This is a genomic window from Laspinema olomoucense D3b (genome assembly GCF_025370785.1).
GTDB classification, from domain to species: Bacteria; Cyanobacteriota; Cyanobacteriia; order Cyanobacteriales; family Laspinemataceae; genus Laspinema; species Laspinema olomoucense.
Genome location: NZ_JAMXFA010000033.1, coordinates 18049 through 31537, shown reverse-complemented (window position 1 = coordinate 31537; position 13489 = coordinate 18049). Strand labels below are relative to the sequence as shown.

The 13489-nt window shown below is 49.8% G+C and carries 10 protein-coding genes; 3 read left to right on the top strand and 7 right to left on the bottom strand.

Annotation, left to right across the window (positions count from 1 at the left end; all coding sequences use genetic code 11):
- The first annotated feature begins 80 nt into the window (after positions 1–80).
- The 3 genes from ispF (at position 81) to larB (ending at position 3247) form a co-directional block, all read left to right on the top strand.
- Positions 81–563: a 2-C-methyl-D-erythritol 2,4-cyclodiphosphate synthase gene (ispF, locus tag NG792_RS20920; RefSeq protein ID WP_261197245.1), complete on the top strand. Its 483-nt coding sequence runs from the start codon at positions 81–83 to the stop codon at positions 561–563.
- Between the two features lie 65 nt (positions 564–628).
- On the top strand, positions 629–2386 hold the full coding sequence (locus tag NG792_RS20915) for an ABC transporter substrate-binding protein (RefSeq protein WP_261197244.1): 1758 nt from the start codon (positions 629–631) through the stop codon (positions 2384–2386).
- 72 nt (positions 2387–2458) lie between these two features.
- Positions 2459–3247 (top strand): nickel pincer cofactor biosynthesis protein LarB, encoded by a 789-nt coding sequence (gene larB, locus NG792_RS20910; RefSeq protein WP_261197243.1) that lies wholly within the window; start codon positions 2459–2461, stop codon positions 3245–3247.
- A gap of 311 nt (positions 3248–3558) precedes the next feature.
- On the opposite strand, the gene NG792_RS20905 is transcribed toward larB, so the two are convergent.
- The 7 genes from NG792_RS20905 to NG792_RS20875 all read right to left on the bottom strand — a co-directional run bounded on the left by NG792_RS20905 (position 3559) and on the right by NG792_RS20875 (position 13015).
- Entirely contained in the window at positions 3559–4224 is a 666-nt protein-coding gene (locus NG792_RS20905) for a Uma2 family endonuclease (RefSeq protein WP_261236679.1), read from the bottom strand.
- A gap of 109 nt (positions 4225–4333) precedes the next feature.
- On the bottom strand, positions 4334–5542 hold the full coding sequence (locus NG792_RS20900) for a glycosyltransferase family 4 protein (RefSeq protein WP_261236678.1): 1209 nt from the start codon (positions 5540–5542) through the stop codon (positions 4334–4336).
- A 129-nt stretch (positions 5543–5671) separates the two neighbouring features.
- On the bottom strand, positions 5672–7276 hold the full coding sequence (locus NG792_RS20895; protein ID WP_261236677.1) for an MFS transporter: 1605 nt from the start codon (positions 7274–7276) through the stop codon (positions 5672–5674).
- 78 nt (positions 7277–7354) lie between these two features.
- Positions 7355–8281, bottom strand: a complete 927-nt coding sequence (gene recO / locus NG792_RS20890; RefSeq protein ID WP_261236676.1) for a DNA repair protein RecO — start codon at positions 8279–8281, stop codon at positions 7355–7357.
- Positions 8282–8329: 48 nt separating this feature from the next.
- The gene (deoC, locus tag NG792_RS20885) at positions 8330–9022 is read right to left on the bottom strand and encodes a deoxyribose-phosphate aldolase (RefSeq protein ID WP_261197238.1); all 693 of its coding nucleotides are present in this window, start codon (positions 9020–9022) and stop codon (positions 8330–8332) included.
- Positions 9023–9433: 411 nt separating this feature from the next.
- The gene (locus tag NG792_RS20880) at positions 9434–10930 is read right to left on the bottom strand and encodes an N-acetylmuramoyl-L-alanine amidase (RefSeq protein WP_261197237.1); all 1497 of its coding nucleotides are present in this window, start codon (positions 10928–10930) and stop codon (positions 9434–9436) included.
- Positions 10931–11161: 231 nt separating this feature from the next.
- Positions 11162–13015 (bottom strand): N-acetylmuramoyl-L-alanine amidase, encoded by a 1854-nt coding sequence (locus NG792_RS20875; protein WP_261236675.1) that lies wholly within the window; start codon positions 13013–13015, stop codon positions 11162–11164.
- Positions 13016–13489: the final 474 nt, after the last annotated feature.

The window sequence follows — 13489 nt, the reverse complement described above, 5'->3', positions numbered from 1 at the left end:
ATGAGCCACAACGGACTATATATCTCCCTGGGGGACAAATCTGGTAAAGTAAAGTGACCCTAAAACAAGGCAACTAGCAGATGAACATTCGGATTGGCAATGGTTATGACATCCACCAACTCGTGAGCGATCGCCCGTTAATTCTCGGCGGCGTCCGGATTCCCCATGAGTTGGGATTACTCGGTCATAGCGATGCGGATGTGCTGACTCATGCGATTATGGATGCTATGCTCGGGGCCTTGAGTTTAGGGGATATTGGACTGTACTTTCCCCCCAGTGATCCTCAATGGGCGGGGGCCGATAGTTTAAACTTGTTAGCACAGGTGCATAAACTGATTCGCGAACGGGGATGGGAAGTGGGGAATATTGATTCCGTCGTCGTGGCGGAACGACCGAAATTAAAACCCCATATTTCCGCCATGCGCGATCGCCTTGCGCAAGTCTTGAATATGGAAGGCGATCGCATCGGAATTAAGGCCACCACCAACGAAAAACTAGGCCCCGTCGGACGAGAAGAAGGAATTGCCGCCTATGCCGTCACCTTATTAGTGTCTCAATCCTAAAGCCATCGCTACAATAAAACATCACCCTAAATTCTTAAAATACCTCGGAGGAGAGCCTCTCAATTATGATTAAAAAATATTGGCAACAGGGAGTGGCGATCGCCCTCACCCTTTTAGTCGCAATTTCTTTATCCTCATGCAATCCCGCTCAATTTAAAACCTCCGCTGCCCAAACCCCCTTAGTATTAAGTATTCTCAGCGACCCCAAAACCTTTAACTACGCCCTCAGTGAAGAATCGCCCAATATTTTTGGATATACTTATGAAGGATTAGTCACCGAAAATCCGCTCACCGGAGAAGTCGAACCCATCCTCGCCGAATCCTGGGAAATCTCCAAAAATGGATTACAAATTATCTTTACCTTAAGAGAAAATTTGCGATGGTCTGATGGTCAACCTTTGACCGTTGATGATGTGGTTTTTACCTATAACGACATTTACTTTAATAGCAAAATTCCCAGCAGTACCGCTGATGTGCTGCGGATTGGCGAAAGTCGCGCCTTTCCCACCGTCCGAAAACTCGACGATCGCCGGGTAGAATTTACCGTAGTCGAACCCTTTGCCCCCTTCCTGAGAGCCGCCGGATTAGCCATTTTACCCGCCCATGCCCTGCGCGAATCTGTGGAAACCTTAGATCGGGAAGGAAATCCCGTCTTCCTCTCCACCTGGGGCATTAATACTCCCCCAGAAGAAATTATTGTCAATGGTCCTTACAAACTCGCTACTTACCGCCCCAGTGAACGAGTTTTCTTTGAAAAAAACCCCTATTACTGGCGCAATCCTCAGCCCTATATTGAGCGAATTTCTTGGGAAGTGGTTGAATCTCAGGATACCGGAGTCGTCCAATTTTTATCGGGAATTTTGGATAGTATTTCCGTCAGACCGGAAGATTTTTCTTTACTGAAAAAGCAAGAGGAACGAAATAACTTTAAGATTTTATATGAATTGGAACCGGCCCCGGGAATCACCTTTATGACCTTTAATTTAAATAAAGGTCGGTTTGAGGATAGCAATCGTCCCGTAGTGGACCCAATTAAGTCCCGCTGGTTTAATTCGGTGAAATTCCGGCAGGCGATCGCCTATGCAACAGACCGTGAAACCATGATTGAGAATACCTTCCAAGGTCTGGGCCGCCCCATAAACTCTCATATCTCCGTCCAAAGTCCTTACTATCTTTCCCCAGAAGAAGGCTTAAAAGTTTACGACTACAACGTAGAAAAAGCCCGCCAACTTTTAGAAGAAGAGGGATTTACTTATAACAACCAAGGTCAACTCTTAGATTCCGAAGGGAACCGGGTGCGCTTTACCTTAATTACCAATGCCGGGAATAAAATTCGCGAAGCAATGGGTGCTCAAATCAAGCAAAACCTGAGTCAAATTGGAATCCAAGTGGATTTCCAACCCCTCGCTTGGAACGCGGTGATTACCAAATTATCCGATTCCCTAGATTGGGAAGCCCTAATCATTGGATTTGGAGGCGGAACCGAACCCCATTGGTCCTCTAATTTATGGTCTCCCGAAGGAAGACTGCATATGTTCAACCAACCGCCACAAACTGGGCAAACCCCGTTAGTCGGACGAGAAATTGCGGAGTGGGAACAACGCCTGGGCGATCTTTATATTCAAGGTTCCCAGGAAATTGATGAAGCCAAACGCAAAGAAATCTATGTCGAAACCCAGCGGATTACCCAAGAATATTTACCCGTGATTCAGTTAGTCAATCAACTATCAATGACAGCAGTTCGGAATCGGGTGAAAGGGGTGCAGTATTCTAGTATAGGGGGAGCATTTTGGAATATTTATGAATTGCGACTGGAGGAATAGAGGTCTGGTAAAATGGCAATTTCTAGGGCAAAAACCCTCAACTTAATGGCATCGCACGATTAACACCCACCCATGAATCCCGAAACGCTCCAATCCCTATTAGAAGCCGTTGCAGCCGGTAAAATGAGTCCATCAACTGCTGTAGAAGAGTTAAAATATCTCGGATTTGAGCCAGTGGGGGATTTTGCCCGAATCGATCGCCATCGGGCGTTGCGAACCGGCTTTCCTGAAACCATCTGGGGTCCGGGAAAAACGCCGGAACAAATCGCTGATATTATACTTTCCATGCGAGAGCATCATCCGGTAGTAATGGCAACCCGGATTACGCCCGAGGTGTTTGCAGAGATTGAGGAGCGGGTACATGGGTTGTATTATTATCCCACCGCTCGCATCTGTTCCACAGCGATCGCCTCCGCCACGGCGAAATATCCGGGCAAAATCGGCATCCTTTGCGCCGGTACAGCGGACCTCCCGGTAGCAGAAGAAGCGGCGATCGTTGCCGAACTCTCGGGGTTTGAAGTCAAACGGTATTGGGATGTCGGCGTTGCCGGAATTCATCGCTTACTTGCCAGTTGGCGGGCGATCGCCGAGGCAGATGTCTTAATCGTCGTCGCCGGGATGGAAGGCGCATTACCCAGCGTCGTCGCCGGTTTAGCCAATGCACCCACCATTGCCGTTCCCACCAGTATCGGCTATGGAGCCAGTTTCAATGGGTTAGCGCCCTTGTTAACCATGCTCAATTCTTGTGCTGCTGGTGTCGGCGTCGTCAATATTGATAATGGCTATGGTGCAGCAATTTTAGCCGGACAAATCCTGCGAACCGCACAACGAGTAACGGAAAAAACCTCTACTTCGGACTAGAGACAAGAAACCGGGTTTTTGCATTAACTGATAGCCTTTCTCTTGGTGGTGAAGTACATTCACGATCCCCCTAAATCCCCCTTAAAAAGGGGGACTTTCCATCTAAAAAAGGGGGACTTTCCATGTCCCCCCCTTCTTAAGGGGGGCTAGGGGGGATCGAATAGCGGTATCTCATAAATGTGAAAATTGCTATAATGCAACTTAGCAGAAACTTGGAAAAAACCCGGTTTCTAACCTTCACCGAGGGACAAGAAACCGAGTTTTTTCGTTAACTTAATGCAATTTATCCCTGTTTAAAACGTCGGTATTTACTAAATATTAGCAATCTGTTGAGCGAACCATTGAGCCGCTGTGCCATTGGTTTCGTGAGTTAAGCGTTCTAGGGTTTGGGATAATAAGGCGATGGGTAATCCCTCAAGGGCTAAAGAAAAGTTCACTTGTTCATACTTGCCATTCTCCTGTAAGCAAAAGGCAATCACCCGCTTACCTTGAATATCGATCGCCCAATATTCGGGAATTTTTAAAGCCGCATAAAGCTGTTTTTTTTCATCCAGATCTGTTGCCAACGTGGTATCGGAAACTTCACCGACTAAATCGGGAACCCGCCAGATATCCAAATTAATCCGACGTCGTTCTCCCGCTTGCCATTGGGGAGACCCGGCCCCAATATAAACCAGGCGATCGGGTGCGGCCCCTTGCTGTTGTGGCTTTTCCAACACACAGCCGCCTAAATCATCCCAAATTTGCCCGCGCTGAGAAAACCACAGAAAAAATAGCATGGTAAACAGGTTATTAACTCGGGCATGATCAATGCCTTCATTCCCCGTATCAATCAACAGATATCCTTGATGATAAAAAGCTCCACAAAGCTCGAAATTTTCAGCGTCACAATAAGCTAAATAGTCCTCCCAAGTGGCCGGTTGCCATTTGGGAAGGTTAGGGTTTAAACGGGATGAACTTAACGTGGCAGGATTCATGTATATCTGCGGGTTACTCCATACTTTTTCTTAATTGTACTGCCATAAAAATAGCCCGCAAGGGCGGGCGAGGGTTGGGGTCGTGCCACACCAGAACAGGGAGGTTATCTTACGCCCACTGCGTCACCGGCATTGGGCGCTCCTGTAAAATCTCCTCATACATCAGTTCTAACTGGGAAATATTCCGACTGAGGGTATAGCGATCGAGGACGCGCTGACGGGCTTTTCGGCCCAGTTGGGTGATGAACTCCGGCTGATCCTTAAACAGGGGAAGGAGCGTTTTGAGCTGAGTGGTCACCCCTTGGGCGGACAATACCACTCCAGCACCCTCGGCGAGCACTTCTCCATCTGCACCGACATCTGTGGCAATACAAGCCAAACCACAGGCCATTGCCTCTAACAACGACAGGGAAAGTCCTTCCACTAAAGAGGGCAAAATAAACACATCTGCCCCTTGTAAAATCTCAATGCGGCGCTGTTCATCCGCCACATATCCCAACCAGATCACATTGTGTTCTGCACCTGCATAGGCTTGCAACGAGGGAGCCAAGGGACCATCCCCAACGATCGCCAGCTTGCAACTCGGACCGAGGTCCGCTTGCTTCCACGCCTTGAGAAGCGCTTCCACATTTTTTTCCATCGCGATCCGACCCTGGTAGACAAACAGGCGATCGGCGTTCAGTTCCGACTTAATCTGAGAATATCCTGGGGAATATTTCTGGACATCCACCCCATTCGGAATCACCGCCACTTGCCGACTGGGGACTCCGAGTTTGCCCAGTAACTCCCGCTGAAGCTGAGAAAAAACGATAGTTTTATCGTAGTTCGGCAGAAACGGCGCGTACAGTTGATAGGTCAGATGTTGCAAATGTTGCCGTCCCGATCGCCGAGAGCGGTGGTGAGCAAAAGGCGGGTGAAACGTCGCCACCAAGGGCAAATTTAACTCTTCACAAATCTCCGGCAGGACAAAATCCAGAGGGGACAGGGTAAGGGAGGCATGAACCAAATCCGGTCTGAGGTCCCGTAATGCCTGAGTCAACACCTTCCGCGACTTTGGAGTCGGAATGGTATAGATCGTGGACTTATAAAGACAAGGTAACGAGACTTCACAGGCGGCAACCGGCCAGCCCTTCCCGGCTTTAAGGGCCAGATCCGACTCCACTTGATGTAGGTTTTCCGCTTCTTCTACCGCTTCTTGTTGAGCGAAATGGAAAAAACTGACCTGATGTCCTCGATCTAAAAGAGCATTGGTGACTTCACGAGAGTAAGTAACATTGCCACAGAAAGGGGTTTTTTTTCCAAGCCAAGCGATATGCATTTGGGTCTGGGGGATTAACGATTAGTGTTAAAGTTAGCAGCTAATGGTGAGAAAGCCGATCGCCCTTTGAGAATGAACCCTATACTCTCCCTAGCCGATCGCCCGTCGCTAACCGCTTTACTCTGGGTGTTAGGTGGAGGGATGGGGTTCTGTTTCCGAAATATACCAGCTATAGACGCCTCCGGCTATGGCGATCGCCCCCAAAGTTAATAGCACCACTTTTAACCCAAACATAGCTTCCGCGACTCCCGCCAGGGCCAGGGGGAGGGTTAAAGCAATATTAATCGCATTATTCTGCAAGCCAAACACCTTACCCCGCATTTCTTCTGGGGTTTCTGCCTGAATGGTGGTTTGCATGGGCACTCCCACAAAGGAGGCAAATACCCCCAATACGGTAATCAACCCTAATGCCGCCCAAAGTTGGGTTCCGAAGAGAGAAAGACTACCCAAAGACAGGGCCATCCCAATTGAACCAAACAAACTCAGCCGCCGATGGGAAATATGCTGTCCAAAATGGCCCAGGAGGGCGGCACCGGCCCCCATTCCTGCGCCTGCTGCGGCGAGTAAGAACCCGAACTGGTCCGTGCGAAGGGTGGGAATCACCTCTGCTAGACGCACCGCTAAGACAGCTAGGGCCGCAAAGATGGAAAATAGGATAACAAGCTGGAGTAGGGCACTCTTGATGCGCTGATGATTGCTCAGATAGCGCCATCCATCGCGGATATCTTCAAAAACATGGGGATATTCGGTATCCGGCGGATTGGGTTTTTCTCCGGTTTTCATCATTAATAACAGCAACCCGGCGATGCAGTAACTGCTGCCTACGACCAGTTCTTTGCCGAAGCCGACCCCATCCCCGATATGACCAAAGGTGCGATCGGCGATCGCTAACAGTGGCTCTCCCACCGCAAATCCCACGATTACCGAGGCCATCATGGTAGTGGTGTAGAGGGAATTTGCCGGGAGCAACAACCGTCGTTCTAAAATCAGGGGCAGAACCGCTTGTTCTGCGGGGGCGAAAAATTGGGTGAGGGTGGAGACAACAAAGGTCACCATTAGCATTAAGGCGAATCCCAAGGGTAACGTTCCCAGATGGAATCCTTTCGATAAAAACAACAGCAACGGCAGGGATAAAACGAACAGGCCCCGCACTAAATTTGTGGATACCAATATTCCTTTTTTGGACCAGCGATCGGTCAAGGCACCGGCGAGAGAGCCTAAGAGAACCGCTGGAATGGTAAAGGCAACCATAATCGCTGAGACCCAACCGCTAATGCTTTGGCCCTCGGCTTGAAAGCGACTGGCAACTAGGCCAATCATCAGGACTAAGTAGATTTTATCTGCTAACTGAGAGAAGACCTGACCACTCCACAGGACTAAAAAGTTGCGGTTTTTTAAGACCGGCATAAACCCACGTTCTGGTTCGGGCGGTGAGGGGGGTTGAACATTTTGTTCCATTGGGCCCGAACCATTTGTAGACAGATTAGGTTCAAGTTCTGGCTGTTGCGATGTCACAGGGGGATGGGGTTTGCCTGGGGAGGTTGGCGATCGCCCATTGCTATGACCCGGTGAGCGGCTGTTGCGGTCAATTTCTTCTAGTTTTTCCGCCTGAACCGGACGGCGATAGTGGGTTTGATGATGACTTCCTCCCCGTTGGCTGTTATTTTTTTGAGCAGAATTTGAGGGATTCCAGTGGGGAACCTGTGTTTCTAAATTAGAATCAGATAATGGCATTATGGGTAAGGGTAAAATCGGCTATTTTGAATTAATCTCAGGGACGAATGTTTAGGATTTCAGGGATTAAGGGGAGAGTTAAAAACTCGCCCTTGATGAATGGATATAGGTATCCATTAAGGTAGCAGAGCGGATCGATTGACCGTAATGATACTGGGCATAATGCCGTAACAGATGTTCAATCGAGACCCACACTTGATCAACCGATGGCCGCTCACCCATCATGCCTTGGATCTGTAAATTTAGGTGGGTTTCTTGAGGGAGTTCGGCAGCCGTCAGTTGTTGGAGAATTGCTAACTCGACAGCATTTAATTGGCGATCGATTTTTCGCGGGAGAGTCGGAGCCTGAACCGAGGCAGATGAGCGATGATTCAACTCAGGTTTAAGGCCAGTATTACCAGAATTTGAGAAACTATTTTCCGGGGACAAACTCACCGTTCCCCCGGCACTGATACTAAACCCAACTCGCCAGTTTAAAGACTGAAAATCTGGATTCAGAGGGCGTTGAGTCAGACAACAGGCATGAACTTGGGGAGCAATTCCCCCTAAAGCCAGTAAGTGATAAATCCCCTGGGTGAGTAAGGGCAGAACTTGAGTGGTACTGGGCCGATCGCCGGTAATGAGCAACCCCTCAATTCTAGTTAAATGTTCACTGAGTAAACTAAAGAGTTCTTCTTGGGGTTGGTCGCTGAGGGCTTGGCAGAGTGCTAATTCCGCCAAATATTGTCCTGCCGTCAGTTTGCCTAAATCTTTGCTCAATCCGGGATAGGATTCCAAGGTTTCAGCTTGAGTGATGCGATCGAGCGATCGCCCCTGAGTGAGCACCAACTCGTTCACCACAAATAACCCCGCCCGTCCCCCTAACTTAGACTTGGGTTGGCGAACTCCCGGTGCCACTGCCCGAATCAAACCCCATTCCCGGGTCAAAATCGTTAAAATCCGGTCGGATTCACCCAGGGGGATGCTTTTGAGATTGATGCCTGTGGCTTTGTACGTTCGACTCATGATGTTTGCTTCTCGTTAGAGGGACCTCACAGCGGTAGTGGCGATCGGTCATCGGTCCTGGTTTGACTCTGCATCCCCGGGGGAGGATAAACCCAAAAAATGAGGACCCCAAGAAGTCCCTAAGCGAGTCGCACCGGCAATAATTAAATCAATAGCTTGGTCTACGGTACGGATTCCTCCGGATGCCTTAACTCCCACCTGTCCCCGACCGATTTTCTTCAGCAGTTCCACGTCAGCAACGGTAGCGCCACCCGCAAATCCCGTACAGGTTTTTAAATAGGCAACCCCGGCATCCATGCAAATCTCTGCCGCCACTCGCTTCTCTTCATCACTCAGCAGGTTCGTTTCCAGAATCGCTTTCACGGGTCGATCTGTCTTGTCACAAATCGCCGCAATCTCATCGTGGACCTCGTTATTTTTACCCGCTTTGAGCCAGCCAATATTGATCACTACATCCAGTTCCGTGGCTCCATTGTCTACGGCTTCTTGGGCTTCATACAGCTTGGTTGCTGAGGTGCTGCCTCCCGTGGGAAAGCCTATCACAGTGCAAACTTTGGGACTCTTGCCGTGAAGGTAGTTAGTCGCTTGACGAACGTAGGCGGGATAGACGCAAACCGAGGCAAATTTGAATCGGTCTGCTTCTTCACACCACTGTTCTACCTGTTTTGGGGTAGCGGTGGGATTGAGTAGGGAATGATCGATAAGCGGAGCAATATCAATATCTCCCTGATTGGCAGCCATTACGGTTTCTCCCTGCTATGTCTGTAACTATTGTAAACTTTTATCAGAATTTTCATGAAACTTAAACATTCCGAGGGTGGAATCATGCTAAATCCGGTTCTCCTCGGTAACAACCCGTAGCAAAAACCCCCAGGCTGTTCGCGTAGCGTTCCGTAAGGAAAGCCCGGAGGCATACGAACAAAGCCTGCCTACGCAGGCTACTCGATAACAACATATTGCAAGAAACCCGGTTTCTAACCCCCATCCCAAGACGAAAAACCGGGTTTCTGCCCTAAATCTCTGACAAATAGCAACAAACTCGTGGAGTAGCCCGCGCAGGCGGGCTTTGTTCATATAGCCCCACCCTTTAGGGTGCGGGGCGGGGGAAGTTTCGTCCGCAAACGCCCCACCCTTTAGGGTGCAGGTTAAAATTTAACGATTCGTGCGAACATAATTTAAGATGCCCCGGGCGATCGCCTCGGCCATGCGAGTCCGTTGTGCCGCATCGGACAAAATCCGGGCATCGTCTGCACCTGTAACAAACCCAACTTCCACCAAAACCGCAGGCATACTGGTATGGCGCAACACGTAGAACCGCGCCTGTTTGACTCCCCGATTGGGCATGGAGGGGAAATCCTGGATCATACTATTTTGAATAGCCTGGGCTAAATTCCGGCCACTGGCATAATAATAAGTCTCTAATCCATTGACTTCTGGACGGGACATACTAATTGCATTCGCATGAATGCTGACAAATAAATTGGCATTGACCCGATTAGCTAACTGGACCCGAGGTGCTAGGTCAATGGTGCGATCGTCTTGGCGCGTCATAATTGCGGTAATCCCCTCTCGTTCCAGAATTTCGGAAACTTGATCGGAGATCTCCAGAACTATCTCTTTTTCTTGGATTCCCCCAATGCCGACGGCACCGGGATCGCTACCCCCATGTCCGGCATCGATAACTACGGCAATTCGTCCGGCAGGGATGGGGGGAATTTCTGACTGTAGCTGATTTTCCGGTGATACGGATGGGGTGGGGTCAGGATTGCTGATGGGAGTCAACTGAGCGTTGGGATCCGAGGTGACAATCTCGGTGGATTCTAATTGGATGGCGAGGCGATCGCCGGATTGTTGCTCAACCCCAGAGACTCGCACTCCGGCAGCGGGTTGAACCAGGACGACGACGGTTTCGGGGTCTTCTTGACTGGGACGAACCCATAACACCGAGGAACCTTGTTCCGGTTGTAATCGGTTGACATCATTTCCCAGGTGGGAGGAGTACAAAGTCAACCGATAGGCGAGGGTTTTTTGGTCCCATTCGGTGTTGTAATTCAGGGTGCGATCGGCCTTAATGACCACTTGATTATCAACCAGTTCGATGCCGTGAATGGTGGCTAACCCTGATGTAGCTTGAGCGGTGATTTGGGGAGGAGCTTCTTCTCTAGGAGCGGATGAACCCTGGGCGACTGAGGATCCGGCGATGTGGGGGTCCGGTAATTGGATGGTCCATTGGTTGGGGGAACTGCCCTTGATTTCGACTTGTTGGGGGTCGAGGGTATAACCAGCGGCCAATTCCACCACAATTTGGCTAGTTTGATTGTTGAATTCTCCCACGCGAATTTCGCGAATCGTTCCCCCTACCGGCTGAGTCACACTCTGAGGCCCTAGGGTCGTACCGGGCAGGTCTATCACCAATCGCGTGGGATTTGACAACAGTTGAGCGGTGGGTTGCCCCCCGCCCCTGGTTGTAAACGAGAGTTGGTTGCGATCGGACTCAAACTGCCAGGTTTCTAGTTGAGCCGCTTCCACAGGGGGAGCCGCTAATAGAAACCCACTGAGCAGACTCGGGAGTATCCAGTTGTGAAGTTTAGCTTTTCTCAATGGGCTGATTTGACGATAGGGGAAATCGATGGATTGGGTCACTTTCATACTCTGCTTGCCAACTCTACGCCTGATTTGAGGCTCCCTCGCTGTCCTTGAAAGCATTGCACCCATAAATGTTTCTTGAGCAGGTTTACTGCGGGGAGCCGACTTTAATTGTCATGACATTTGTCGCTATCTTAACAAAAGTTAAGAATGTCCGAAGTATAGCATAGGCTGTTACAAAACATGAAAGCGCTGATTTATTTTTTCAGCCCCTGGATTTACCCCTTTTGCGGTTTACCGAGCCTCTCGAATATACTGTAAGATTCCTTGGGCGATCGCCTCGGCCATGCGTGTTCGCTCCGTTGGATTAGCCAGCATTCGGGCATCATCGCGCCCTGTGACAAAGCCAGTTTCTACTAAAACTGCGGGCATATTGGTATGGCGCAACACGTAAAATCTAGCTCGTCGGACGCCGCGATCGCGCATATTACCAAAAGAACGCAACATACTGCGGTGAATGGTCTGAGCTAACCGCTGCCCGCTATTGAAATAATAAGTCTCTAACCCATTCACATCGGGCCGGGACATACTAATTGCATTCGCATGAATGCTGACAAATAAATTAGCATTGACTCGATTCGCCAATTGGGTTCGGGGGGCTAAATCAATGGTGCGATCGTCTTGGCGTGTCATCACAACTGTTACCCCATTTTGCTCTAAAATTTGCGCGACTTGTTGGGAAATATCTAAGACAACTTCTTTCTCTCGCAACCCGCCAATGCCGATTGCGCCGGGGTCTGAGCCTCCATGTCCAGCATCAATGACCACTACCCGGCGGCTAGTTGGCACTCGGGGAGTCGAAGGGGCCGGAGTCTGGGTGCGCGGCGCGGGAGTTTGAGTGGTGGGCGGTGGAACGGCGATCGGTACACTCCTTTCCCCGGCGGCAACTGTTGGGGGGGTCTGGACTGGAACCTGGGGAATGCTCTCCGGTTGCAACTGCACCATGAGTTGCTTCCCAGCGGGTTGACTAATTTCCCCCACCCGAATCCCGGCGGCAGGTTGCACAAGGACTACGACGGTTTCTGGGTCCTCCTCAACGGTCCGCACCCATAAGAGGGAGGATTGGGAGGGAGTTCTTAACTCCTGGGGGGGTTGGGCCAGTTGGGATGAAAATAGGGTGATTTTATAGGCGAGGGTCTCGATATCCCATTCGGTTTTGTACCCCACGGGGCGATCGCTATTGACGACCACGGAGGTCCCATCATTCGCCAGTTCCACGGACTCAATGGTAGCTACAGAGGGGAGACTGGAAGCACTGGGAGGGGTTTCGCCTTGGGGCCAAATTACGACTTCACCGAGGTCGGTGACTTGCGCTTGCCAGTTGCGACGGGTGTCGTTTAAATTCAACAAGACTCGGGACAAGAGGGGGGAATCGGAGACTTGAATCGCTTCTAAGCGGTTGACGCCGAGGCGATCGACTTTCATCACCCGTTCGGTGATTTCTGGGGAGAGTTTCACGCCGGAAAGGTCCAGGGTTACCCAGGTGCGATCGGTACTCCATCTCAGGTCGATTTCAGGGGTAGGTCCGGAAGTTCGCAGAATAAACCCTTCATCCAGGACGTCAATTCCTTGAAGTAGAGTGCTGTTGACGGTAACCTCTGGAGGCGGGGGGACGGGGGTTTGAGTGGGTGAAGTGGCGACTTCCCTTTGTGGAGTGGGGAGTTGGACGCTCCATTGACTGGGGGAACTGCCTCGAAATTGGACTTGATCCGGGTCGAGGGTATAGCCTTCGGCGAGTTCTACGACTATTCGGCTGGTTTGCCGCTCAAACTGGCCGACTCGAATTTCTCGAATGGTTCCCCCGACCTGTTGTCGCACGGTAGTCTGACCTAATGTGGTTCCCGGTAGGTCGATAATTAGCCTGGTGGGATTAGAGAGGAGTTGTGCTTTGGGTTGCACGTTTCCGGTGGTTCTAAAGTTGAGTTGGTTGCGATCGCGCTCAAACCGCCAGGAGTCTAATCTTGCAGCAACGGCAGGAGAGGCGGCGAAAATGGAGGCGGCGATCGCTAAAACCAATAGCATAAACCGCAATTTTCCGGTTTTGCTCGAACGGTTTGGACTCGGAATCAAATCTAATCGTTGGGTCACCTTAGTAATCTCTAACAAACGACTGTACGCAGGTTTCTGATGCCCCCAGTCGCCTCCCGGGAAAGAATAAATTTTGTAACTTGTTGAATCTTTAACCCGGTAGGCAGTTGGTATAGGATGCAGTTAATATCCCTCGTTTTTCCTAGACTGAGGCATTAGAAATGAGGGAATTCATTTTTAGGCTGTTTTAGCTAGGGAAATTGGTTTTGGGGAGAATAAATCAGTCATATTGTTACAATAGTTAAAAACAAGTTCTCTGTACAAGCTTTCTATTTTGCTGGTATGAGGGTTAATAAATAAGTCTAAAAACCCGAATAATGGTTCCAATTATTAGCCCAAATTTTTAGGGGAAAACACGGGTAATTGAAAATTTATCCAAAATTTTTAAGTGCAACTACAGAGCAACTTGGGATAATTGGATCCATTAAATACCGTTAAAACAGAATAGTTTAGGACTGTACAATTGTTGAAAAC